The sequence below is a fragment of the Flavobacterium geliluteum genome, from assembly GCF_017948595.1.
Taxonomy (GTDB): Bacteria; Bacteroidota; Bacteroidia; order Flavobacteriales; family Flavobacteriaceae; genus Flavobacterium; species Flavobacterium flavipigmentatum.
In genome coordinates this window covers 23,825-47,917 of the sequence record NZ_JAGFBV010000032.1, presented here as the reverse complement: position 1 = coordinate 47,917, position 24,093 = coordinate 23,825, and the positions used below count along the sequence as shown (strand labels likewise).

Genomic DNA, 24,093 nt, shown 5'->3' with positions numbered 1-24,093 from the left:
GTCAAATCAAAAACAGTTATAAAACGAAAAACGCTTATAGCGGATTTTTTAAAGTCCTGTTATAAGCGTTTTTTTATTGTCTAAAAAATAAACCTGATCAAAATAAGGGATGTTTTTCAGTGCCCTCTTTTAAAATTCAGGCTTTTTTTTGCGTTCATATCCTTTGGTAAGGGCTGCGAAAAGCATAGTCTTTGCGAGGAACGAAGCAATCTCACTTGCTAAGTTTAATGAGTAGTATTCTAGAGAGATTGCTTCGTTCCTCGCAAAGACAAGATTGCGTTATTTACTTCTTATAAAAATTGTTGTGATCAATATATTCCCAAACTTTTGGAGGCAAAAGGGGCTGAATGTTTTTTCCTTCCTTGATGCTGTTTCGAATAAAAGTAGACGAAATTTCTACAATTGGCGCATCAATAATATGTACTTTGGGGTGTGATTTGAGTTCTATATTTTCTTCTTCGGCAGAAATTCTAGGATAAACATAGATGTCGTAATGATCTAAAATGACTTCGTAGTTTTTCCACTTATGAAGCGTTTTCAGATTGTCTTCTCCCATAATTAATGAAAATTCATGATTGGGGTATTTCTCCTGCAAATGAACCAAGGTATTTACGGTATAATTGGGTTGCTGCAATTTAAATTCAATGTCCGAAGGTTTTATTTTTGGATAATCTTCAGTAGCCAAAAAAACCATTTGCAAACGATGATGATCGTCGAGTAGTGTAGCTTTCTTTTTTAACGGATTGTGAGGCGTAACCACCATCCAAATCTGATCTAAATCTGCAAATTCGGCCATGTGATTGGCAATAATCAAATGACCAACATGAATGGGGTTGTACGTTCCGAAATAAAGGCCTATTTTCATTTTGGTACTTAGTTGCTAGTACTTAGTAATTAGTACTAAGTGCTAAGATTTTCTATTAGTCTTTTAGTTTTTTTGAAAAAGCATTTATCATTTTACCCTCTTCTTCAATTAAAAATAAAATCTCATTAAATAAGTTGTCATCAAAAATAAATTCTAATTCTTTCGCAATAATCAGTTGTGTTTCTATTTCGTTTAAAGAACCTCGAGAAATATTCAAAAAATGATTGAATGATTTATCAGTTTGGCGTCCAAAACCTTCTGCAATATTAGAAGGAATTGATACGCTAGCTCTTTTTAATTGACTTGTTAAAGCGTATGTTTCTTCTTTAGGAAAATGCTGCGTGAGTTTGTAAATCAAAACAACAATTTTTATTCCTTTTTGCCAAATAAGTAATTCTTTGTATGATTTAATTCCACTCATAAAAATTTTATAATTTGCTTAGCTTTTAAAACGCTAATAATTAAATACTAAGGGCCAAAACCTAAAGACAAAAAACTAAATACTGGGGACTAAGTACTAATTACTACTTAGAAACAAAATCCTTCACCAATTGATATGCTTCTTCTTTAGCGGTATCTAAATCGTAATTTTTTATGATCGTGTCAAATTGTGGGGCTGTAGCCAATTCTACCGAGGCTTTGGCGATGCGCATGTTAATTTTGTCATCACTTTCGGTGGAGCGTTCTTTTAGTCTTCGCTTCAATTCGTCTACACTTGGCGGTTTTACGAATACAGCCAGAGTTTGCTCTGGAAATTTGTGTTTAATACGCAATCCGCCAGAAACATCAATGTCAAAGATGACATTTTTTCCCAAAGCCCAGATGCGCTCAATTTCCGATTTTAATGTACCGTAGAAATTATCGCGATACACTTCTTCCCATTCTAAAAAATCTTCTGCTTTAATGTGCTTTTTGAATTCTTCCAGCGAAATAAAATAATAATCTGTCCCGTTGATTTCTCCTCCACGTGGCTCACGCGAGGCTGCGGAAATCGAAAATTCTAAATTCAAATCTTTCTTTCCAAGTAAATGTCTTACTATAGTTGTTTTTCCTGATCCTGATGGGGCTGAGAAAACAATTAACTTCCCTTTGTTCATTAATGTATACTTTAGGCTCTAAGCAATATGCTTTAAGCTTTAATTTATGCTTTAAGCTGTACGCTTTACGCTTTGATTTACTTTGTTTTTTTGCTTTGGGCTTAAAGCCTATAGCTTTTACAACACATTCAAAACCTGTTCTTTAATTTTCTCCAATTCATCTTTCATCATCACAACAAGCTTTTGCATTTGTGCATGATTGGACTTTGAACCCATTGTATTGATCTCACGACCCATTTCCTGAGTGATAAAGCCTAATTTTCTACCATTGGCTTCGGTTCCTTTGATCGTCTCTAAGAAGTAATCTAAGTGGTTGGTCAAACGTACTTTTTCTTCTGTAATGTCCAGTTTTTCTAAATAATAGATCAGTTCCTGCTCAAAACGATTTTCATCCACATTTACTTTCAACTCGGAAATTGCGTTTTGCAAACGATCTTTTATAGCCTGAACGCGCTCCGGATCTAGTGCCAAAGCATCATTCATGTATTGACGAATGTTTCCGATACGCAGGTTGAATTCTTTTTCCAGAGATTCACCTTCGTCTTTTCTAAAATTCAGAATGTTTTGAAGCGCTTCTTCTATAATCACCTGTATCTGATCCCAATCGTTTTCATCAATTTCTTCTCGTTCGGTTTTCAGCGTGTCAGGCATACGAACTGCCATTTTCATCAATTCAGTTTCATCGGCAGCAGGATAAACTTCCTTAAGCTGTGCGATATAGTTTTTTACAACAGGAACATTTACTTTGGTCGAAGTCTGCTCAGAAGTACTTTCAATGTAAATTCCAAAATCTACTTTTCCTCTTTCAAGTTTAGTCGATATTTGAGTTCGCAAACCCAGCTCCATTTCGCGATAAAGCGATGGCATTCTTACGTTTAAATCTAAACCTTTACTATTTAAGGATTTTACTTCGACGGTAATTTTTTTTGTAGGCAATTGCAAAGAAGCTTTGCCAAACCCTGTCATAGATTGTATCATATAATTGAGTATAAAGGCGCAAAGATACTAAAAAATTCAAAGTGACAGTTTCTCGTTTTTTAAAGCTAAAATTTTAGTTTTTTTGGGCGTTCCCTTCGGGCGGGCTATCCGCTCCTAATCTTTTTTTGAGCAGAAAAAGCTCAAAAAAAGGATTTCCGCTTTTATCCCTAACGCAAACCCAGAGGTTTTTAGAATTTTTAGAGTTTATTATTGCCCCAAAGCTTTCATCATGGCAAGAATGTTTGGCTGTGTATTACCAATAAAAATTTTTCCATCAATAATAAAAACAGGACGGCTTAAAAAAGTATAATGTTCCAAAATGTATTTTCTAAAATCATCTTCAGTCAGGGCTTTGTTTTTCAAATCCATAGACTTGTACAATTGTGCTTTTTTACTAAACAATGCTTCGTAACTTCCCGCAAGCTGGTACATCTCGTCAAGTTCTGCAGGAGTTATTGGGGTTTGTTTAATGTCATGAAAGGCCAGATTATTATCTTTCGGAAGATTTTTGATAATTTTTCGGCACGTATCGCAAGACGCTAAGTAGTATATTTTGTTCATGGTTTTGAATGTTTTAGAATGCAAAGAAAATTCATTTGAACCTTAAATTTGATTATTTTTACAAAAAAATATAATATGAAGTCAGTTTTAGAAGTACACAAAACCCTTAGAAGTATTTTGATAAAAGTTCTCGATAGTCATTCGTTAGAGCAACTCAACAAAATCCCAAACGGATTCAATAATAATTTAATCTGGAACATTGGTCACTGTGTCGCTACGCAGCAAGTTTTGGTCTATAAATTATCGGGTTTACCTACTTTGGTTTCGGATGAATTTATAGAAAAATACAAAAAAGGAACAAAACCAGAGGGTGATGTTTCGCAGAAAGAAGTGGCAGAAATTAGAGATTTACTTTCTAAAACTGCAGAGCAAACAGAAGTAGATTTTAATAATAAATTGTTTGTAAGCTACAATGTGTACACAACAAGTATGGGTTTTACCCTAAGCAATGTTGAGGACGGATTGAGCTTTAATAATTATCACGAAGGTATTCATACCGGAATTATAATGAATATCCGAAAGCTGGTTTAGGCTTTCGGATATTTATTAATTCATTATTATTTCCATAGTAACTTTCATGGCGCCATGCGCTTTATTGGTCGTTATGTCCATAAAAGCTCTTTTAGACAAATCTAATTCTCGGGTTTTTACAAAAGGCCCACGATCGGTAATTTTTACAATTACAAACTTCCCGTTAGCCTCGTTGGTTACTTTAAGTCTTGTTCCAAAAGGAAGTTTTTTGTGTGCAGCAGTATATTTATTATTATTAAACCGACTGCCATCTGCGGTCTTTTTTCCATTAAATCGGTCAGCATAGTAGGATGCGTGCGCCGTTTTTTTGTATGGCTTTAGTTTTAAACCTTCGACCGAAAAAAGAGAATCACTTTCTGTAGGTATAGCAATCTTCTCTTTTGGCGTTTTTAAGGTGTCTTGTGTTATTTTGGGATCAATTGGTTTTGCCTGACTCATTAAGTATGTAAAGCTACAGCTCAAAAAGAGAAGGGCAACAATTGAGACTATTATGGTTTTTTTATTAGTCATATATTTTTATTTTTCATAGTTTGGGGACTTATGCAAATAACGTGCCTGTATAAAAAAAGACCTATAATGGGTAGTTTTTTATTTTTGAAACCAAAGGCTCCAAGGTAATCTGATCAATATAAGAACTAAGCCTAATCCGTAAAAGATGGCGAATTTTTTGAATTTGTCTTCGCTGTTAATTAGTTTTTTGTGTTGAGACCAGCCAATAGTAATCAAAGTAATGGCGATGAGGTTGATTAATGGATGCTCTAATGATGTAAGTCGCAGCGCAGCATTTGACATTTGTCCGAAAGCAGCTTTTCCAAGCGGAGATACAAAGTAAAGAATCAATCCAACCAAGAGTTGAATGTGAATTGCAATCAAGGCAAACAGGCCAATTTTGCGATCTTTTGCTGTAAATTCTTTTTTAGAAGTGACTCCAATGATAGCATTTACAACCGCTACCAATAATAAAAGTAGTGCCAAGTAGGCCCAACCTGAGTGAAATTTTTGAATAAAATTATACATAAATAAGTATTTTGTTTAAAACAAATATAGCAAAAAAGGAAATGAAAAAACCCTGATTTCGATTGAAATCAGGGTTTTTATATAGTTTCTAAATAATACTAGTTGAACGTGTAACGAACACCAGTTTGCATTTGCCATCTTGATGAATTAAGACCTACGTCATCTGCTTGATTGATAGAAGCAGCAACATTTGGGTTATAATTGAATGTTGGAGTATTTGAATTAGGTAAGAACCCAACTTGCGTAAGTAACAATACTTGATCATTAGTTGCAAAATATCTTTTACCCCAATCTTTATTTAAAAGGTTTGTAAAGTTAAAAATATCTGCTGTAAATTCTAAAGTATGTTTCTTTTTACCAACTGTGATGATAAATTCTTGAGCAAATTTCAAATCGACAATATGAGATGTTTTTAAACGATCAGCATTACGTTCTGCATAGTTACCTTTTCTGCCTCTCAAATATTCATTTCCTTCAATGAAAGAGCTAAGTGCATCCCATTGAGCCTGAGGAGTCATTGGGTTAGCTGAAGTAGATACTAAATTAATTTCGCTTTGATTTGCCGGAACATAAACTAACGCTGAATTAGAGAACGTATCTTGCAATAAACGACCACTATCATTATATACATAACTAATTGGAGTTCCTTCAGCACCTTCATAAAATACACCAATTCTTGATTTTGTAAAATTACTCCATTTGAATGTTGCATTACCATTAGATACAATTCTTCTTCCTGGATCAAAGTCAGATCTTGAAAGGCCTAAATAATTCGCTCCATTAACAGTCTCTGTGTTATTCCATTGTGAACTATTTTGTGAAGAAGTAGCATCCATTATTGTAGTTGATTTACCATAAGAATAAGTTCCCGAAATGTTTCCATCAATAAAATCAGATCTGAAGTTTTTAGTTAATGTAAAAGCAAGATTGTATGCTTTACCTTCACTTGTATTTGAAGCTAGATAAACTCCTAAATAAGATGGGTCTAATCTGCTATTTCCATTATAACGAGGTCTATTGTCTGGTCCTGTTAAATTACTTGAAGAATTTGCAATATTTAAATTCTCGTACTTAACAGCACTAATATTATCATTATAAGTAATCTCAGATGTCAAAACTAAACCAAATGGTAATTTTTGATCAACAGCAAAACTTGCTTTAAATACTTGTGGAAGCTTGAAATCTCTAGCAAATAAATCTATATTTCCTCCTCTTCCTCCTGAACCTGGTCTAGGATATGATGCAGGAAGTGGTTGAAGTTGGCTACCAACACTTGGATTAGGATTAAAAACTGGTGTTTGAGCCGTGCTTGTTATTGAAATTGCACCTTGAGTAAGGCCATTGTTGTTATAAGTTCCTCCTGGCCATACCAATGGTAATCTCGAAGTAAAGATACCTACACCCCCTCTAAATTGAGTAGATTTTTTTCCATTTAAATCATAATTAAAACCTAAACGCGGAGCAACATGTGCTGTGTTTTTAATTCCTTGACCAACACGTGCACCTTTTAAGTCTTTTCCTCCAGATTGTAAAATCGCTGCAGTTCTATTGTTAAAGTCATCATTAACCATTCCATCTTCCCAAACAGGGATGTCAACTCTAACTCCATAAGAAAGTTTGAAATCGTTGCTTATTTTCATTTCATTTTGAAGATAAAATCCAAATTGTTTTGTTCCAAATTCAGCAGCTCCCAAAGATTCATCTCCTTCACCACCAATTAAAGAATAATTCATTTGAAATCTATTTGGTTTTCCATCATTCAAGAAATCATCTAGGTTAGCATATCTGTAAGACCCAAAATTATTTCCAAAGAATACATTTTTTGATTGTGAAAATTCATTGTGCGTACCAATTGTAATTTTATTGATTCCTGAATTGATTTCAAAATTATCAGAAATAGTCAATGTTTTTTGGCTTAAGAAATTTGCAGTTGAAAATCCTTCAGCTCCAAAAAAGATACTTTGGGTAGAACCATCAAAAATCTGAACAGATGGAAAAGGATCTCCTGAAGCATCTCTATCGTCAAGAACGTCAGTGTATGCAACTACTAAATTATTAGAAAATTTATTTCCAAATCTTGAGTTTAATTCTAATGCTGTAGAATTTGTTGTAGAATTAAACAATTGACTTCCGTTAATAAAACTTATTGAAGTAGCAGAAGATCTGCTTGGTGAAAAATTCTCTGCTTTTACATAACTGTGTTTTAAAGATAATTTGTGATTATCATTTATGTTCCAGTCTATTTTAGCGATTAACTTATCGCTCACAAGAGTTCTAACATTATTATCGAATGAACCCGGGTCGTAACCGTAAGTAGCTAATTTAGCTCTTAATTCTCCTATTCTTCCACCTGACAAACCTGTATAAGTTGACAAATCAAAAGGTTGTGGAGTTTCGTTATCCTGACGTTCGTAGTTGATAAAGTAAAATAATTTGTCTTCTACTATAGCTCCACCTGCACGTACGCCATAAGTTTGCGCAGAAAAGTCGGCTAGTTTTTGTCTTCCATTTGTTCCTGCTAATGAAGGTGGCGTTTTTCCAGCCAAAGATTCACTTCTATTGAAGAAATAAGCCGAACCTTCAAAATTATTTGTTCCTGAGCGGGTAATTGCACTAATTGCTCCACCTGCAAAACCAGAAAGTTTTACATCATAAGGAGCAACACTTACTTGAAATTGCTCGATTGCATCAATAGAGATAGGGCTAACTCCTGTTTGTCCTCCATTTGTTCCATTCGATGCTAATCCAAACACATCATTACTTACAGCTCCGTCAATATAAATTGCATTAAATCTGTTATTTTGACCTCCAATTGACAATACATCATCTCCTCTTAATTGAGCTGATGGAGTTAATCTTGCAAAATCTGATATATTTCGTGACAAAGATGGTAATGCTTTAATTTTGTCTGAATTGATTACAGTTTGAGCTCCAGTTCTTTGTGAATTAAAAGTGTTGTCTCTTGTAGTTTTTACTACAACTTCTTGCAATTCGTTTGACTCTTCTTGCAATATTACTTTAAAATCTTTCGAATCTCCTAATTGAAGATATACATCATTATCTTCAAAAGACTTAAATCCTATAAAAGTAATAACAATCCTATATGGGCCTCCAACTCTCATGTTTGAGATTCTAAAGTTACCTGTATAATCTGTTGATGCAGTGTAACGAGTACCCGATGGTGTGTGCACTGCAAGGATAGTTGCTCCAGGTAAAGATTGTGAAGCATTATCATAAACATTACCTCCAATAGAAGAGGTTGTGTTACCTTGCGCATAAATATCTCCGGCATAAATAAATGCTAAAAGCATTAAGAGAAACTTTGACAATTTTTTCATCTGTTTTTTGTTATTTGTTTTTGGCAAAATTATAACAATTAAATCAGTTAATGTTATCGAAATGTTAAGAAAGTTTCGATTTAGGACTTGTGTTGCAGATTTAAATGACTTTTTCAATTTTTATTAAATAAAACGTTTGTTTTCTAGGTTTGGGGCTGTATATTTTGTTAAAATAATAAGTATAGTGGTGGTGTTGTCAGTCGAAACATGCAAACAAGGGTGCTTTCTAATCTTAAATTGGTCAATTTGTACAAAAAAACGCCTTAATTATTGTTAAATTAAGGCGTTTCAATTTGTTAAGAAAACTTTTCTCTGCTTTTTATTTATTTTTTAAAAAATGATTCAACAAAAATGAAGTCGAACTATCATGATTTTTAACTGTTTTTGTATTGATTTCTTCTAGGATAGAATTAGCCAATTGTTTTCCTAATTCTACTCCCCATTGATCAAAACTAAAAATGTTCCAAATTACGCCCTGCACAAAAATTTTGTGTTCGTATAAAGCAATTAATGAGCCCAGAGTTTTTGGAGTTAATTTCTGAATTAAAATAGTATTGGTTGGCTTATTGCCTGTAAAAACTTTAAAAGGTAGTAAATAAGATGCTTTTTCTGCCGAAAGGCCTTGTTTGTTAAATTCACTCTGAACTTGCGCTTCCGTTTTTCCAGTCATCAAAGCTTCTGTCTGCGCAAAAAAGTTCGACATTAATTTGTCATGATGATCTTGATTTCCGTATAAAGGTGTTATAAAGCCTATGAAATCTGTCGGAATTAATTTTGTCCCTTGGTGTATCAATTGAAAAAAAGCATGTTGCGAGTTAGTTCCGGGCTCTCCCCAAATAATTGTCCCAGTCTGATAGTTAACAGGTTTCCCGTCGCGACCAACGCTTTTTCCATTACTTTCCATTGTAGCTTGCTGCAAATAAGGAGCTAATTTTTGTAAATATTGTGTGTACGGAATCAAAGCTTCGCTTTCTGCGCCATAAAAATTATTGTACCAAATACTTAGCAAAGCTAAAATTACAGGGATGTTTTGATCAAATTCAGATGATTTAAAATGCTCATCCATTTCGTTGGCCCCTTTCAATAATTCATTATAATGCTCAAAACCAACTGCCAGACTAATACTTAAACCAACTGCACTCCACAAAGAAAATCTTCCGCCAACCCAATCCCACATTGGGAAGACATTTGCAGGATCAATACCAAATTCTGTTACTTTTTGAATATTTGTTGAAACTGCTACAAAATGTTTGGCAATATCTTTCTGCGAAGCCGATTGTAAAAACCATTCTTTAATGGTTTCAGAATTGGTTAGTGTTTCTTGTGTTGTAAAAGTTTTAGAAACTATTACAAATAATGTTGTTTCTGGATTTAGCTTTTTTATGACTTCGTTGACGTGGTCTCCATCTACATTTGAAACAAAATGAATATTCAGATGATTTTTGTAAAACTGCAATGCTTCAACAGCCATAACTGGTCCTAAGTCAGAACCTCCAATGCCAATATTAACAACATCTGTAAACGCTTTTCCGGTAAAACCTTTTCTTTCGCCTGAGACAACTTCATGCGTGAAGTTTTTAATTTTATTTTTTACCTCATAAACTTCCGGAATCACATTTTCTCCATCTACTTTTATAACAGCAGATTCTGGCGCACGCAGAGCAGTATGCAAAACGGCTCTATTCTCAGTTTGATTGATGATTTCTCCACCAAAATATTGATTAATTGCATCTTTCAATCCAATTGAATTTGCCAATTCTAATAAAAGCGAAATAGTTTGCTGGGTGATGTTATTTTTAGAATAATCAAGCAAAAAGTCATTCCATTGCAAGTTAAATTTTTCTGCACGAGCTGTGTCTTGCTGAAATAATTCTTGTAATGTGGTGTTATGAATTGCGTTATAGTGGTTTTGTAGATTTTTCCACGCTTCAGTCCCGGTTGGGTTGGTTGTGTTTAAAGCCATTTTTATATAAATTGTAATATTGTTTTTTGAAACACAAAAATACTCAAATTACTTTTAATACTTTTAAGCTTCGCAATTATATAACAATTAGTTACGAAAACGTTTTATGAATGATATGGCTTCTCTACTACTGATAAAATCTAAAGGGTCTTTTTTTAATTTTTATTACCAAATTTTCCACCAAGGTTTTTTAATTTCAATCTTTTTAGTGTTTTTGTTGATTGCTATTTCTTGTGGAGATTCGTTTATTTCGGAGTCATTAAAAAACATTTCGCCCTCAATGCTCATCCCAATTGGAAGTCTTGTTCTTTCGATCCAGTCTTCTGTTTGTAATTCTGGAATTAAATCTAAATTGATTTTGTCTTTAAAACGCTGTTGGGCCTTTTCGATTATTTCTTCTTCAATATTTGAAATTGAATTTTTAAACAGCGAAACAGCATTATCTGGAATATTTAAAAGAAAAACTTGGGTTTTATTTTCCGCTTGCTGAATATCTAGTACTTTAAAATATGCATCCGAAGCCAATAGATAATGTCCTGTTTTTGACGCATCAGGATCAAATTTTGATAAATCTTTGGCATCAGCACTGGCAATCAAATATCTAAAATTACCTGAAAGTCCGCCACCAATAAAAGTCATGTCGGTAAAACCTCTTTCTTTGATTATTTGCCCGATTTTATAATTTGAAATTAAATTTTCAGGAAGATTGGTGTCTCTGTAAAATAATTTTAAACCTGAAAAAGTTTCGTTGTAAATTGCTTCAATCCTTGCATTTTCCATGTTTATTTTTGTCTTTTTAAATTAAATTTAAACAAAAAACACTAAATTTTAAAGTATTATAAATTTCCAATGCTGTCCAGCTCTCTTTTCAAAGGTTCCATTTGTTTTAAGAAACGCTCTTTTGCATTTCCTGTCAAAGATTCTCCAGTTGGTAAGTTAAGACGAAGTGCATCAACCTGCATGCCGTTTTTCCAGAAGCGATAACAAACATGGGGTCCTGAAGCCAATCCTGTGCTTCCTACCAAACCTATTTTTTGTCCTTGGGTCACCCGTTGACCGCGACGAACCAAAATTCTTGACATGTGCAAATATTGGGTAGAGTAGGTGCCGTTATGTTTTACTTTTACAAAGTTTCCGTTTCCGGCGGTATAACCTGTTTGCTCGACAACTCCGGAAGCCGTTGTAGAAATTGGAGTTCCTCTTGGGGCGGCATAATCGGTTCCTTTGTGCGCTTTCCATCTGTGTTGCACCGGGTGAAAACGATTCATCGTAAATCGAGAAGTAATGCGGCTGAATTTGATAGGCGTTTTTAAGAAAAAGTTTTTCAGTGTTTTTCCCTCATCGTCATAATATTCGATTTTTCCGGAAAGTGAATCTTTTTCAAACGGGAAGGCATAAATAATTTTCCCTTTGTATTCAAAAAAAGCAGCTTGCAAATCTTCGACACCATCGTATGTTTTGCCATTTATAAAACGTTCGGTAAAAATGAGTCCGTAACGATCGCCTTTTTTTAGTTTAAAGAAATCTATTGACCACGAAAATACTTTTGTGATTCTGTTGGCCAGCGCAGCCTCTACACTTTCGTTTCCTAAAGTTTCAGAAAGAGAGCTTTTTAGAACGCCTCCGATTATTTTTCGCTTTAGTGTAACCGGTTTTATTTTTTTGAAAGAAGTGGCAATACTGTCTTTAAAATTAATAACATAATACGTTAAAGCATCAGGCTGATAAATGAAGTATTCCAGTTTGTTGGTTTTGTTTTTTGAGCGAAGAATCGTGTAGGGTTTGTTGTATCGAATGCTTCTTACATCAAAAGTATCTTTTACCTGAGCCACAATATCGTAGACTTTTTTATCGCCAATATTCTGACTTTGAATGATGGTTCCAAAAGAATCTCCTTTTTTGATGGTGTCCTGAACGACATTAAAATCTGCGTAATTAAAACCAAATTCTATTTTTTTAGACTTTGGCTGGCTAATTTTAGCGGCTACTTTTTGATCGGTTTTATTACATGAAACAATAGAAAATAACACTATTATGATGACGAATACCTTTTTCAAACTTCTACTTTTTAAAATTAAACTCCCGATTCATTTCCCCAATTGGTCAATTCCTCTTCGGTCCACAATTTAGGAAAAAAGATGCGTCTTTGGTATTTAGGATGCATATATTTTTGCCAGTCACTTCCGCCAGTCGCTTCGCCGTTTCCTTTTCCGCTTTCTAAGATGTATTTTCTTGCAGTGTTTAGGTGCTGCATCACCCAGGTAATGTTTACGGTGTGATCATAATGACGCATCGCTTTTACTAATTCCTGATTTTGTTGGTCCTCAAGTGGTAATTGTGTGAATTTTTGCCAAATATTTTTGGTTTTAAATTCGGTCATTTGTTCTAGAAACAGCTTTTTGTATTTGTTTTCAAACTCTGACAATAAATAAGATTTTTGACCTGTTTGATAATCTTTTCCTGCAGCTTGCCAATACAAATGCTCGAAAGTAGTTTCTAGATCGGTATTTTCGTCAAAAGAATCTTTGTATCTTCTGTCGGTAAGATTGATGGCGTCTGTAGAAGCAAATTCAATCAGTCGGTATTGTGCACTTTGAAAACCACTTGCGGGAGTCAGTGTGTTTCTAAATTTCATGTATTGATCCACTTCCATTCCGTTTTCCATGATGCTGAACGAATTGGTCAGCATATCAAAATAACGCGTGATTCTTGATAATCTTTCGCTAAAAAAAGCAACCTGAATATTTTGGTTTTCAGCAATTTGCTCAATTTCCCACAGAATCATTTTAAAGATCAATTCGTTTACCTGATGGTACATGATAAAAACCATTTCGTCAGGAAGTGTAGTGCGTTGTATTTGAAGGTTTAAAAGAGCGTCAGTCTGTATGTAATCCCAGTAAGTAATCGGTTTTGACCAAAGTAAACCTTCAAGCTGGACTTCAGTTTTTTGGTTTAATGATTTGTATTTCTGGTCAATTTCTTCTAAAATTGAGGCTGATCGATCCGCTGTGGTATTCATTATTTTTTTACTTTAAATGGATTTTTTAATCCTTTGTATTCGTCCAGATCTGCTTTAAGTGATCCTACGGCCAAATCTGCTTTTATTCTAATCGGGACTTTGTTGTTGTCGTCTGAAATCCAAAGTGTTAAACTTTCTTTTTCCTTAAAAACACGTCCTGTTTGTACAAGTGGTTTGAAGACCATGCAGGAAACGGTTCCAAATTTACTTGTAATATCTTGACGCCCTATGTATTTTAACTTAAATTTTGTGATTTCATCGTCAAAGAACATATCGATTCCGATAGATTCACCTGATTTTAATTTATCAATATTCGGATGATTTCTTAAATAATAAAAAGAAGAAACGATGTCCTGAACTTCATCATTATTAATAACAAGTGTTTTTTCAGATTTGTGTTTATAATCTTTAACCAAAATTCTATTTTCTTTTTGATTAAAAATACCTTCCTGGTTTTTAGTATAACCGCCTTCGTCAATTTTTCGAATGTAGCGATACGGATTTCCGGTTTCTTTGTCAAAGTAGCTTTCGTAGAGATCTTCGACCTTAAAGAAAAATTTTGACATACCTGTTGTGTAGCCTTTTCCCACGGCATGAAAAACTTTTTTGTTGCTTATTGTGGCGTCTTTTACTTCTAATGTGGCGTAACCGGCATTTACAATTCCGTAGTGAATTCTAAATTTAAAATATTCTCCCGTATCAAAGGCATCTTCCCTTTGAGTATCGAAAGCAAAAGTGGTGAGAACAAATATGAGTAGGACTAATTTTTTCATAGTACATTTTTTACATTTAGTTATTAAAGATAATTAAATGCAAATTCTATTCCAAATGTACCAAAACAAAAAAACTCAGTCAAGTAAATGACTGAGTTTTTATGCTATTAACTAACCAAAAAACTATAAATTATGAAAATTTATATCAATTCGGAAGGAAACCACCCCTTCCTGATTTGCGAGTGCAAAGGTAGATACAAAGTTTATAAAATAAATAGCAAAAAGTGAGTTTAACATAACTTTTGCATTAAAATCATCAATTTACAGAGGATTTTTTTACATAATGTAATAAATATGCAATTTTACAAGGTTCCTCTCAATTCTTGTTCTCTCTCAATTGATTCAAAAAGGGCTTTAAAATTTCCTGCACCAAAACCTTTGGCTCCCATTCTTTGTATGATTTCAAAAAATAGTGTTGGTCTGTCTTGAACAGGCTTGGTGAAAATTTGCAATAAATAACCATCTTCATCAGCATCGACCATGATGGCTAATTTTTCGATTTCGTTAATGTCTTCTTTCATCATCTCCATGTGAGCGCCTAATCTCTCCGGAATTGCCTGATAGTAAGTATGAGGCGGTGCTGATAAAAACTCAACTCCGCGAGCTTTTAATTCAGATACCGTTTTGATGATATCGTCTGTAGCGATGGCGATATGCTGAATTCCGGGACCGCCGTAAAAATCCAAATATTCTTCGATTTGTGATTTCTTCTTTCCTTCGGCCGGCTCATTAATTGGGAATTTTATTCTTCCATTGCCGTTAGACATTACTTTACTCATCAAAGCAGAGTATTCGGTATTGATTTGCTTGTCATCAAAAGACAGGAAATTAACAAACCCCATTACTTCTTCGTAGAATTTTACCCAAGTATTCATCTCGTTCCAGCCCACATTTCCTACCATGTGATCGATGTATTTTAATCCCGTTGGTTCAGGATTGTAGTCGGATTTCCACTCTTTATAGCCTGGAAGAAATACTCCGTTGTAATTTTTTCTTTCTACAAAAATATGAACGGTTTCTCCGTACGTGTAAATTCCAGAACGAATCACTTCTCCAAATTCATCTTTTTCTACTGTTGGCTCCATAAAAGAACGTGCGCCACGTTTCATGGTTTCTTCATAAGCGATTGTAGCATCTTCTACCCAAAGTGCAGCGACTTTTACGCCATCGCCATGTTTTTGAAGATGGGCATGAATGGGCGAATCTTGCGTTAATGGCGTAGTAAGTACAATTCTGATTTTGTCTTGTTTTAAAACATAAGAGGCTTTGTCTCTTACTCCGGTTTCCAGTCCTGCGTAGGCTAAAGATTGGTATCCGAAGGCTGTTTTATAATAATGTGCCGACTGTTTTGCATTTCCTACGTAAAATTCTACATAGTCAGTTCCTAATAATGGAAGGAAATCCTGCGCTCCTTCGAAGATTTTCTCTAATCCGTATTCTACTGATTTTACTTCTTTGCTCATTGTGTTTATTTGTTTAATCGGTGCATCGTTTAATCGAGGAACCGAAGTGTTGTTTTTGAATTTTGATTTTTAGCCCTGATAGAAGGGAAAATCCTTTTTTGTTGCTTTTTCTGCAATAAAAAAGATTGGAATGATAGCAGGAAACAGCTCCTTAATAGTATTTGAAATACGTAGTAAGATTGCTTCGTTCCTCGCAATGACTATTCACACCAAGATTTATAATATTGCCCATCGTCAAGACCCATCGCTTCTTCGGTAACCATTAAGGGTCTGAAAGTATCAACCATAACGGCCAATTCTTGCGTTTCTTTATGGCCAATACTGCGCTCCATAGCGCCGGGTGCTGGACCATGCGGAATGCCTTTTGGGTGTAAAGTGATATGACCTTGCTCAATATTATTACGGCTCATAAAATCGCCATCGACATAATATAAAACTTCGTCTGAATCGATATTGCTGTGATTATAAGGTGCCGGAATTGCCTTTGGATGATAATCGTAAAGTCTTGGGCAGAACGAGCAAACGACAAAAGTAGCCGTCTCGAAAGTTTGATGCACCGGTGGCGGTTGATGCACGCGTCCGGTTATTGGTTCAAAATTATGAATCGAGAATCCGTAAGGAAAGTTGTAGCCGTCCCAACCCACAACATCAAAAGGATGTGTAGCATAAACGACTTCGTGAATCATGCCTTCTTTTTTAATTTTGATTAAAAAATCTCCTTTTTCGTCATGCGTTTCCAGTTCATTTGGCAAAATAAAATCGCGCTCGCAAAACGGCGAATGCTCTAAATGCTGACCAGATTGGTTTTTATAACGTTTTGGTGTGTAAAAAGGGGCGAAAGATTCTACGTAAAACAGTCGGTTTTCGGTTGTTTCAAAATCTATTTGGTAAATAATGCCACGTGGAATAATGAGGTAATCACCGTATTCAAAAGGAATATTGCCCAGCATCGTACGCAGTTTTCCTTTTCCTTTATGGATGAAAATCATTTCGTCTGCATCGGCATTTTTGTAAAAATAATTGCGTAGTGATTCTTTGGGAGCAGCCAAACCAATAATACAGTCTTTATTGACTAACATGGCTTTGCGGGAGTCGAGAAAATCGTTTTCAGGTCGTAATTCGAAACCTTTTAATAACAATGATTTTATATTTTTGCCAATTGCTATTTTGGGCTCAACCGAATATGATTTTAAAATTTCTTTTACCTGTGTAGGTCTATGAACATGATAAGACAGCGATGAATGTCCGTGGAAACCTTCGGTGCCAAATAATTGTTCATAATAAAAACCACCGTTTGGCTTTTCGAATTGTGTGTGTCTTTTTTGAGGAAAGTCTCCAAGTTTGTGATATAATGGCATGGCTTTTCAATTAGATAATTTGTAAATTAACTTAGTAGAAAATAAGAATTGCAAGAACAGATAACTAGATTATTTTCTAATTGTCTAATTATCTCAATTCGATAGTTTACTCAGGATTTCTCTTGATGAGGAATTGAAGATACTCTAATAAACCTGTCCATTTTGTTTTCATTACAACAAATATCGTAATTTTTATTGATTTAAATTACAAATTAAAACAAAAATCCTATGCTAAACCACGTGTATCCTTTTGGTGTTTCTGGAGACCATGAATGCTTGATCTCAATAGGGCCGATAATAGTTTCCAATCCGTAACCTACCGCATAACCTGTGTATTTGGGCATCGAAATCCAGTCTACGGTTCTAAAAAGCCCGTCGCCCAAGTTGGCGAAATTAGCAGAAAAGTTTATGTGATTTTTTTTCAGAATTTCATAATCCAGCGTAATTGTGGTTTTGATATAGCTGTCTGCGGCAATACTTAAGAAGTCGTATCCGTAGAAATAATTAAAATTATTGATTTTATTATAACCGTATCCTCCTAAAATAAAATCGAAAAAAGGAACACTGTCGCCTCCAATTGATAGCCCAGCTTCGGTCTGAAATTTTACAGTAGCATTTTTGAAAAGTGTTCTGGCAAAACCAGCTTCTGCTCTGGCAGTGGTAAAAGGATTAAAAAGTCCTGTATAATTTGATGAAGCCAAATATGTCTGTATATCGCCAGAACCATACCAGCCTGTACTTGGGAAGCTTTTATTGTCGAAAGAATCGTATTTTAAATACCCAAAAAGACTTAAATAAGTACTTTCATCAATTTTGGGAGCGGTTGTCGCAATTGTGGGCGATTTTATGTTTAAGAATTTGTATTCGACTCCACCACCCATTAAAAATTTCTGAACAAAAATAGTTTGAAAATACGCCTGATTCGAAACGTCCAGAAAGTCAACATTGATCAAGTTGATGCTAGGATTATCAACCCCGATATTACTGATACTCTTAACCACATTTCTGTTGAATTGATTGAGTCGTGAGCGAAAACCAAAACTTATATTGAAACCATTTTCGACGTAATAATTTAAATCGTATCTAAAATTATCTCCTAAAATTATATCCAGCGAAGTGTTGTCATTTTTTAAGAATGTTTTCTTATGTGTAAGATTCAATAAAATGGCGCTTTTGTAAAGTCCGTCATAATGAAGGCCTAATTTCAGGTAGGTTTGAGTAGGGTTTTCTGTTAATTGTAAATTTAGATCATCTTTTTCTCCATTCGGATCCAGACGATACAACATAGCACTAAAGTTTTGCGTAGAATTTATATTGTTCATTCCTACTCGCAAATCTTCATAAGTAATTGTGCTTCCAGGTTTAAAACGAAGCTTACTGTTGATGTATTCTTTTGTAAAATTTTCGAGCTTATTGCTGTTGATTTTTCCTATGTGTAAGGTATCAGAGCTTATTTGAAGTTTTGGCTTTCTATACAAATTTTGCTTATCGGCCAAAGAATCGATTTTTTCATAAATGCTAAAAGCAGCTTCTTCTCCTTTTCGGATGATTTCGGTACCTTTATCAAAAGAGATTACACCATAATTGCGAATGTCTGGTTTTATATACAGATCAGTGTTTTTAATCTTCCTTTTCATCTTTTCTATAGAATGAAGATTCGAAATCTGAACCAATATTCGGGTAGCATTTTTCAAGCTTTTTCGATCCAGCAAGTCGTCTTGTACATCGACACCAATGATGATATCGGCACCTAACTCCCGAACTTCTTTTATGGGGTAATTATTGATCACACCACCGTCAACTAATAATTTACCATCTATTTCTACAGGTGAAAATAAAGAGGGAAATGCAGCACTGGCCATCATTGCCTGAACCAAATTTCCTTTGTCTAGCAACACTTCCTCACCTGTTTCGATATTGGTACCAATGCATAAAAAGGGTATGGGCAATTTATTAAAATCACGAACATGACGCACATTTCTGGTAAGGCTGGTCAATAAATTATAGTTGTACATTCCTTTTGAAAGTGCTTCAGGAATTCCTACTCTCAATTTGTTAAAAGGTAAAACCAACGCATATAATTCGTCGTTTCTTTTGCCATAAAAGTTTTTTGAAGATCGCGGAATATAATCGTTTATCAATTCATCAAAATTGGTTTGTTGAAAAATAGAATCAATTTGTGTTGCATTGTAACCAGAGGCATAAAGGCCTCCAATTATGGCACCCATACTTGTCCCGCCAATAAAATCAATTTTAATTCCAGCTTCTTCAAGGACTTTCAAAACACCAATATGTGCAAATCCTTTGGCTCCTCCACCGCTTAATACAAGTCCGATTTTTTTTCTTTTTACGGTATCTTGCTTTACTTCTTGCGAAAATGTTTTTTGAGAATTAAAAAAAATGACGTAAAAAAGAATCAGCCCCAGGTTACAAATAGAAAGAGAAAAAAGGGTCTGAAAATATGATATTTTTTCTTTTAGAAGTACCGCCAGCCAAGAAGCCTCTTTTTTAGGTTTGCGAAAAAAGCCTTTTGAACAAGTATCTAATTGGTATGGCAAATTTTGGTACATAGAAAAAAACGGGTTGGTTTTGTAAAAGTCGGAAATATTATTGAACTATATAAATCATTCTTGTATTAATAACATTATTTATTTAATAATAATAGGTTGTTGTTTTTGTCAAATTTCCAAACATTAGTGTGCCATTGTGCGCCACCGCGACAACTGGACTCAAATGTTTTCTGTTTTTTGTTTATTTGAACATCACAAAATTCATCACATTTGGGATCACAATTTGAAGGTATTTTTAATTTTGCAAACGCTTGATTTTTCTGATTATAAATAAAGATTTGGTAAATCGAGTAAACGCCCATTCCGTCATCAAGACGATAAATTGCAAAATCTTTAAAACCATCAAAATTGTAATCTTCGATGATAAAATTTGTTTCTTTTTCGGTTAAAGATTCTTCGAGATTGTTTATAATCTGTGTTTTATCATTCTTACTATTCGAAATTTCTAATTTTTCAAAATTATTTATTGCCTTTATTTTTATTTGCGTTTGATCCTTTAGATAAAATTCAATGTTTTTTTGGCTGTAACTTTGGTATGAAAATAAGGCGATGATTAAGAAAAGTACAATTTTCATTTGGTTACGGTTGACTGTTATGGTAAAAAAGGGTGATTTTTTTAGCTTTTGATACTCCAATAACGTCTGAAATCTCTTTTTCTGTTGCTAACTTTAATCTTTTTACACTTTTAAAATGTTGTATCAACGTAACCATTGTTTTTTCGCCAATGCCCGGAATACTTTCTACCGAGGAATTTAGTGCTGCTTTGCTGCGTTTGTCACGATGAAAAGTAATTCCAAATCGGTGTGCTTCGTTTCGCAATTGCTGAATAACTTTCAATGTTTCAGATTTTTTATCAAGGTAAAGCGGAATCGAATCTCCGGGATAAAATAGTTCTTCCAGACGTTTTGCGATTCCTATTATGGCAATTTTTCCTCGCAATCCCAATTCGTCAATACTTTTTAAGGCCGCAGACAATTGTCCTTTTCCACCATCAATAATAATCAGTTGTGGCAAAGGTTCGTTTTCGTCCAGTAATCTCTTGTAACGACGATAGACAATTTCGGTCATCGATGCAAAGTCATCAGGTCCTTCAACGGTTTTTACATTAAAATGGCGGTAATCTTTTTTGCTCGCTTTACCGTCTTTAAAAACTACGCAGGCCGCAACGGGATTGGTTCCCTGAATGTTGGAGTTGTCAAAACATTCGATATGGCGAGGCTCAACAGGTAAACGTAAATCTTTTTGCATTTGCGCCATGATGCGATTTGTGTGGCGGTCAGGATCTACAATTTGCAATTGTTTGAGTTGCTCGATTCTGTAAAATTTGGCATTTCGAATGGATAAATCCAGAATTTGCTTTTTATCTCCAAGTTGTGGAACCGTAACTTTGATGTTTTCACCTAAATCAATTTCAAACGGAACAATAATTTCTTTTGATAATAAATGAAAACGCTCACGAAGCTCGACAATTGCCAGTTCCAGCAGTTCCTCATCTGTTTCATCCAGCTTTTTCTTGATTTCTAAAGTGTGTGACCGAATGATCGATCCATGCGAAATTTGAAGAAAATTGACATACGCGGCACTTTCGTCAGAGATTATCGAGAAAACATCAATATTGGTGATTTTTGGATTGACAATCGTAGAACGCGACTGATAATTCTCCAGAACCTCTATCTTTTCTTTTATTTTTTGTGCTTCTTCAAAGTGTAAATCTTGAGCGTATTGCAGCATCAAACGCTTAAAATCTTTCATGCTTTCCTTAAAATTTCCTTTCAGAATTTCGCGGATCGCATCTACTTGTTTTTGATAATCTTCCAGTGATTCTAGACCTTCACACGGTCCTTTGCAATTGCCAATATGATATTCGAGACAAACTTTAAATTTGCCCGAATTGATATTGGATGCATTCAAATCATAATTACAGGTTCGCAACGGATACAATTCTTTGATTAAATCTAAAATAGTATGAACTGTTTTGAAACTCGTATAAGGGCCAAAATATTCCGAGCCGTCTTTGATCATTCTTCGAGTCGAAAATATTCTCGAAAAAGGTTCTTTTTTAATACAAAGCCAAGGATAACTTTTGTCGTCGCGCAACAGCACATTATATCGTGGCTGCAGGGTTTTGATTAAGTTATTTTCTAATAAAAGCGCATCGGTTTCTGTGGGAACCACAATGTGTTTTATGGTAATGATTTTTTTTACCAGCACATTGGTTTTGGCTGTATCATGAATTTTGTTGAAGTAAGAAGAAACTCTTTTCTTTAAATTTTTGGCTTTGCCAACATACAATATTTTGCCATCTTTGTCATAATATTGGTACACACCAGGATTGTCTGGCAAGGTCTGAATTTGTAATTCTAAAGATGGATTTTGCATTCGTTTTAGTGCTGAAAATACTTGAAATAGTGAACTCCAATTATTGTGGGGAGTTTAACATTGAATTAGTTTCAAATTTACAAAATCCAAATAATAATTTCTATATTTAGAATTTTATATTTCGATATGAAATAGGCGTGTCCCTTCTTGGGTCATAAAACTTCAATACGATATGCAAATTTCATGTTTCAATACCATACAAATAGTATCTGCTTATGAAAGATAGTAAAACCATGCTCATTTTTGGGGAGTCTATTTTACCCGGAGAAAACAGGACGATAAATGTCGAAATTGCTCGTTTGCATACCACTACAAAGCTTAATATTCCAGTGATTGTTCGGCGTTCTAAGATTGATGGTCCAGTAGTTTTATTTTCAGCAGGTATTCATGGTGATGAAATAAATGGTGTCGAAATCGTGCGTCAGATCATTAGCAAAAAAATAAACAGACCTTCGAGAGGCACTATTATTTGTATTCCGGTCATTAATATGTATGGTTTTGTCAATAAATCTCGCGAGTTTCCTGATGGCCGAGATTTAAATCGTGTTTTTCCCGGAAGTAAAAAAGGTTCTTTGGCCAGCAGATTTGCTTATCATATCGTCGAAGAAGTTTTGCCGATTATTGACTATGCGATCGATTTTCATGCGGGTGGAGCAAGCCGTTTTAATGCGCCACAAATTCGAATTTCAGAAAATAATCCCGACTTAAAACTTTTGGCCGATGTTTTTAATGCGCCGTTTACCTTGTATTCAAAAAACATTTCGGGCTCCTTCAGGAATACCTGCGAAAAAGCAAATGTAAAAATGCTTCTTTTTGAAGGAGGAAAATCAATAGACATCAATAATGAGGTCGCTAATGAAGGAGTGAAAGGAGCCAAACGTCTGCTCGCTCATTTGAATATGTTAGATGCCAATCAAATGGTAGATCCTATAGAAACGGCCACTATTTATATAAAAAATTCAGTTTGGTTGCGTGCCAAATGTTCTGGCTTGCTTCATGATTATGGTTTTATTGCAAAATATGTTCAAAAAGGAACTATTCTCGCCACGATTACAGATCCGTTTGGTAAATTTGAGCGAAAAGTAAAAGCCCCTCACGACGGTTTTATTATCAATGCCAATCATTCGCCTATTGTCTACGAAGGCGACGCTATTTATCACATGTCTTATACCACTGCAACCAATGCCAACGAGTAAAAAAGAGCTGCGTCTCTATTACAAAAACCTTCGCAAGAATCTTACTCCCGATCAAGTCGAAGAACTGAGCCTTGCAATAGCCAATCAGGTGCTGCAATTGCCTATTTGGGAGAAAACATATTTTCATGTTTTTTTGCCTATCGAAGAACAAAAAGAAGTCGATACCGAATATATTTTGCATTTGCTTTCCGGAAAAGATAAGGAAATTGTAATCTCGAAAAGTGATTTTGAAACCCGAAAAATGACTCATTTTTTATTGACAGATAATACTAAAATAAAGAAAAATGAGTATAGCATACCTGAGCCAATAAATGGTTTGCCTGTTCCGTCAGAAACTATAGAAGTAGTTTTTGTACCGCTTTTGGCTTTTGATCTCTTAGGAAATAGAGTAGGCTACGGAAAAGGTTTTTATGATAAATTTTTATCCGAATGTAAACCCGAAACCATAAAAATTGGTCTTTCTTTTTTTAAAGCAGAAACTAAAATAGAAGATATTTTTGAATTGGATATACAATTAGATTATTGTGTAACGCCCTGGAAAATCTATCAGTTTTAATTTTATTCAGACGGTTTTGATAATGTTTTTTCCAAATTTGTAATTCTTCGGATAATATTCTCTAAAATTCCTTCTGGAACAGTATTGCCTAAGTTTTCTATTTTTCCAATCATTGTATTATTATTATCATTTTGTGAGAAAGTATAGTTCTCATTATTCTCTAAAAAATAATTTAGGTTAACACCAAAAAGGTTGCAGATTTTCTCCATTAATAAAAAATCAGGAATATTTTTATCAGCTTCAATATTAGATATAGAAGTTTGTGCAATACCCACTTTGTATGCTAGTTCTTCTTGACTCATCTTGTTATTTTGATACCTTAGTTTTCTAATTTTTGTTCCTATGCTCATAAATTTTATTATTTTAATGTTCAAAAATAGCAAATATTTACTGAAATTTCTTACGATAAAAATAGATAAAGAAAAGTAT

22 protein-coding genes are annotated in these 24,093 nt (G+C 34.4%); 3 read left to right on the top strand and 19 right to left on the bottom strand.

Annotated elements, in window-relative coordinates:
- Positions 1–283: 283 nt before the first annotated feature.
- The 5 genes from nadD to J3495_RS16740 all read right to left on the bottom strand — a co-directional run bounded on the left by nadD (position 284) and on the right by J3495_RS16740 (position 3,501).
- Positions 284–865: a nicotinate (nicotinamide) nucleotide adenylyltransferase gene (gene nadD / locus J3495_RS16760; RefSeq protein WP_210667771.1), complete on the bottom strand. Its 582-nt coding sequence runs from the start codon at positions 863–865 to the stop codon at positions 284–286.
- Between the two features lie 55 nt (positions 866–920).
- Positions 921–1,286, bottom strand: coding sequence for a four helix bundle protein (locus tag J3495_RS16755; protein WP_210667769.1), 366 nt, complete (start codon positions 1,284–1,286; stop codon positions 921–923).
- Positions 1,287–1,389: 103 nt separating this feature from the next.
- Entirely contained in the window at positions 1,390–1,962 is a 573-nt protein-coding gene (gene gmk / locus J3495_RS16750; RefSeq protein WP_210667767.1) for a guanylate kinase, read from the bottom strand.
- A 117-nt stretch (positions 1,963–2,079) separates the two neighbouring features.
- The gene (locus J3495_RS16745; RefSeq protein WP_210667765.1) at positions 2,080–2,940 is read right to left on the bottom strand and encodes a YicC/YloC family endoribonuclease; all 861 of its coding nucleotides are present in this window, start codon (positions 2,938–2,940) and stop codon (positions 2,080–2,082) included.
- Between the two features lie 207 nt (positions 2,941–3,147).
- Positions 3,148–3,501, bottom strand: a complete 354-nt coding sequence (locus tag J3495_RS16740) for an arsenate reductase family protein (RefSeq protein ID WP_210667763.1) — start codon at positions 3,499–3,501, stop codon at positions 3,148–3,150.
- 75 nt (positions 3,502–3,576) lie between these two features.
- Between J3495_RS16740 and J3495_RS16735 the strand changes: the two genes are divergently transcribed.
- The gene (locus J3495_RS16735) at positions 3,577–4,032 is read left to right on the top strand and encodes a DinB family protein (protein ID WP_210667761.1); all 456 of its coding nucleotides are present in this window, start codon (positions 3,577–3,579) and stop codon (positions 4,030–4,032) included.
- A 15-nt stretch (positions 4,033–4,047) separates the two neighbouring features.
- On the opposite strand, the gene J3495_RS16730 is transcribed toward J3495_RS16735, so the two are convergent.
- From J3495_RS16730 to uvrC, 13 genes are all read right to left on the bottom strand, one after another.
- Positions 4,048–4,542, bottom strand: coding sequence for a septal ring lytic transglycosylase RlpA family protein (locus J3495_RS16730; RefSeq protein WP_210667759.1), 495 nt, complete (start codon positions 4,540–4,542; stop codon positions 4,048–4,050).
- Positions 4,543–4,620: 78 nt separating this feature from the next.
- Entirely contained in the window at positions 4,621–5,049 is a 429-nt protein-coding gene (locus tag J3495_RS16725) for a hypothetical protein (protein WP_210667757.1), read from the bottom strand.
- A gap of 98 nt (positions 5,050–5,147) precedes the next feature.
- Positions 5,148–8,387, bottom strand: a complete 3,240-nt coding sequence (locus J3495_RS16720; RefSeq protein ID WP_210667755.1) for a TonB-dependent receptor — start codon at positions 8,385–8,387, stop codon at positions 5,148–5,150.
- Positions 8,388–8,706: 319 nt separating this feature from the next.
- Positions 8,707–10,350, bottom strand: a complete 1,644-nt coding sequence (gene pgi / locus J3495_RS16715; protein ID WP_210667753.1) for a glucose-6-phosphate isomerase — start codon at positions 10,348–10,350, stop codon at positions 8,707–8,709.
- 165 nt (positions 10,351–10,515) lie between these two features.
- Positions 10,516–11,130, bottom strand: coding sequence for a hypothetical protein (locus tag J3495_RS16710; protein ID WP_210667751.1), 615 nt, complete (start codon positions 11,128–11,130; stop codon positions 10,516–10,518).
- 56 nt (positions 11,131–11,186) lie between these two features.
- A complete protein-coding gene (locus J3495_RS16705) occupies positions 11,187–12,407 on the bottom strand; it encodes a M23 family metallopeptidase (protein ID WP_210667749.1) in 1,221 nt (406 codons plus the stop codon).
- Between the two features lie 17 nt (positions 12,408–12,424).
- Positions 12,425–13,369, bottom strand: a complete 945-nt coding sequence (locus tag J3495_RS16700) for a tryptophan 2,3-dioxygenase family protein (protein ID WP_210667747.1) — start codon at positions 13,367–13,369, stop codon at positions 12,425–12,427.
- Positions 13,369–14,142, bottom strand: coding sequence for a DUF3108 domain-containing protein (locus tag J3495_RS16695; protein WP_210667745.1), 774 nt, complete (start codon positions 14,140–14,142; stop codon positions 13,369–13,371). The genes J3495_RS16700 and J3495_RS16695 overlap by 1 nt, the downstream gene beginning before the upstream one ends.
- A gap of 302 nt (positions 14,143–14,444) precedes the next feature.
- On the bottom strand, positions 14,445–15,605 hold the full coding sequence (gene hppD / locus J3495_RS16690) for a 4-hydroxyphenylpyruvate dioxygenase (RefSeq protein WP_210667743.1): 1,161 nt from the start codon (positions 15,603–15,605) through the stop codon (positions 14,445–14,447).
- A gap of 200 nt (positions 15,606–15,805) precedes the next feature.
- Positions 15,806–16,963 carry a homogentisate 1,2-dioxygenase gene (locus J3495_RS16685; RefSeq protein WP_210667741.1) on the bottom strand — a complete coding sequence of 386 codons (1,158 nt, stop codon included), beginning with the start codon at positions 16,961–16,963 and terminating at the stop codon, positions 15,806–15,808.
- 212 nt (positions 16,964–17,175) lie between these two features.
- The gene (locus J3495_RS16680; RefSeq protein ID WP_394369572.1) at positions 17,176–19,398 is read right to left on the bottom strand and encodes a patatin-like phospholipase family protein; all 2,223 of its coding nucleotides are present in this window, start codon (positions 19,396–19,398) and stop codon (positions 17,176–17,178) included.
- 209 nt (positions 19,399–19,607) lie between these two features.
- Complete coding sequence (locus J3495_RS16675) at positions 19,608–20,108, bottom strand: XAC2610-related protein (protein WP_210667737.1); 501 nt, start codon at positions 20,106–20,108, stop codon at positions 19,608–19,610.
- 4 nt (positions 20,109–20,112) lie between these two features.
- Positions 20,113–21,912 (bottom strand): excinuclease ABC subunit UvrC, encoded by a 1,800-nt coding sequence (gene uvrC / locus J3495_RS16670; protein WP_210667735.1) that lies wholly within the window; start codon positions 21,910–21,912, stop codon positions 20,113–20,115.
- Between the two features lie 215 nt (positions 21,913–22,127).
- Between uvrC and J3495_RS16665 the strand changes: the two genes are divergently transcribed.
- Both J3495_RS16665 and J3495_RS16660 read left to right on the top strand, forming a co-directional pair.
- Positions 22,128–23,108, top strand: a complete 981-nt coding sequence (locus tag J3495_RS16665) for a succinylglutamate desuccinylase/aspartoacylase family protein (protein WP_210667733.1) — start codon at positions 22,128–22,130, stop codon at positions 23,106–23,108.
- Positions 23,095–23,664 (top strand): 5-formyltetrahydrofolate cyclo-ligase, encoded by a 570-nt coding sequence (locus J3495_RS16660; RefSeq protein WP_210667731.1) that lies wholly within the window; start codon positions 23,095–23,097, stop codon positions 23,662–23,664. Before J3495_RS16665 ends, J3495_RS16660 begins: the two co-directional genes overlap by 14 nt.
- 2 nt (positions 23,665–23,666) lie before the next feature.
- Here J3495_RS16660 and J3495_RS16655 read toward each other — a convergent pair whose 3' ends face one another.
- Positions 23,667–24,014 (bottom strand): helix-turn-helix domain-containing protein, encoded by a 348-nt coding sequence (locus tag J3495_RS16655; protein WP_210667729.1) that lies wholly within the window; start codon positions 24,012–24,014, stop codon positions 23,667–23,669.
- Positions 24,015–24,093 lie beyond the last annotated feature (79 nt).

Excerpts from the sequence above, each read along its gene's own strand:
- nadD (WP_210667771.1), bottom strand. The coding sequence starts at position 865 with ATGAAAATAGGCCTTTATTTCGGAACGTACAACCCCATTCATGTTGGT.
- J3495_RS16755 (WP_210667769.1), bottom strand. The coding sequence starts at position 1,286 with ATGAGTGGAATTAAATCATACAAAGAATTACTTATTTGGCAAAAAGGA.
- gmk (WP_210667767.1), bottom strand. The coding sequence starts at position 1,962 with ATGAACAAAGGGAAGTTAATTGTTTTCTCAGCCCCATCAGGATCAGGA.
- J3495_RS16745 (WP_210667765.1), bottom strand. The coding sequence starts at position 2,940 with ATGATACAATCTATGACAGGGTTTGGCAAAGCTTCTTTGCAATTGCCT.
- J3495_RS16740 (WP_210667763.1), bottom strand. The coding sequence starts at position 3,501 with ATGAACAAAATATACTACTTAGCGTCTTGCGATACGTGCCGAAAAATT.
- J3495_RS16735 (WP_210667761.1), top strand. The coding sequence starts at position 3,577 with ATGAAGTCAGTTTTAGAAGTACACAAAACCCTTAGAAGTATTTTGATA.
- J3495_RS16730 (WP_210667759.1), bottom strand. The coding sequence starts at position 4,542 with ATGACTAATAAAAAAACCATAATAGTCTCAATTGTTGCCCTTCTCTTT.
- J3495_RS16725 (WP_210667757.1), bottom strand. The coding sequence starts at position 5,049 with ATGTATAATTTTATTCAAAAATTTCACTCAGGTTGGGCCTACTTGGCA.
- J3495_RS16720 (WP_210667755.1), bottom strand. The coding sequence starts at position 8,387 with ATGAAAAAATTGTCAAAGTTTCTCTTAATGCTTTTAGCATTTATTTAT.
- pgi (WP_210667753.1), bottom strand. The coding sequence starts at position 10,350 with ATGGCTTTAAACACAACCAACCCAACCGGGACTGAAGCGTGGAAAAAT.
- J3495_RS16710 (WP_210667751.1), bottom strand. The coding sequence starts at position 11,130 with ATGGAAAATGCAAGGATTGAAGCAATTTACAACGAAACTTTTTCAGGT.
- J3495_RS16700 (WP_210667747.1), bottom strand. The coding sequence starts at position 13,369 with ATGAATACCACAGCGGATCGATCAGCCTCAATTTTAGAAGAAATTGAC.
- J3495_RS16695 (WP_210667745.1), bottom strand. The coding sequence starts at position 14,142 with ATGAAAAAATTAGTCCTACTCATATTTGTTCTCACCACTTTTGCTTTC.
- hppD (WP_210667743.1), bottom strand. The coding sequence starts at position 15,605 with ATGAGCAAAGAAGTAAAATCAGTAGAATACGGATTAGAGAAAATCTTC.
- J3495_RS16685 (WP_210667741.1), bottom strand. The coding sequence starts at position 16,963 with ATGCCATTATATCACAAACTTGGAGACTTTCCTCAAAAAAGACACACA.
- J3495_RS16675 (WP_210667737.1), bottom strand. The coding sequence starts at position 20,108 with ATGAAAATTGTACTTTTCTTAATCATCGCCTTATTTTCATACCAAAGT.
- uvrC (WP_210667735.1), bottom strand. The coding sequence starts at position 21,912 with ATGCAAAATCCATCTTTAGAATTACAAATTCAGACCTTGCCAGACAAT.
- J3495_RS16665 (WP_210667733.1), top strand. The coding sequence starts at position 22,128 with ATGAAAGATAGTAAAACCATGCTCATTTTTGGGGAGTCTATTTTACCC.
- J3495_RS16660 (WP_210667731.1), top strand. The coding sequence starts at position 23,095 with ATGCCAACGAGTAAAAAAGAGCTGCGTCTCTATTACAAAAACCTTCGC.
- J3495_RS16655 (WP_210667729.1), bottom strand. The coding sequence starts at position 24,014 with ATGAGCATAGGAACAAAAATTAGAAAACTAAGGTATCAAAATAACAAG.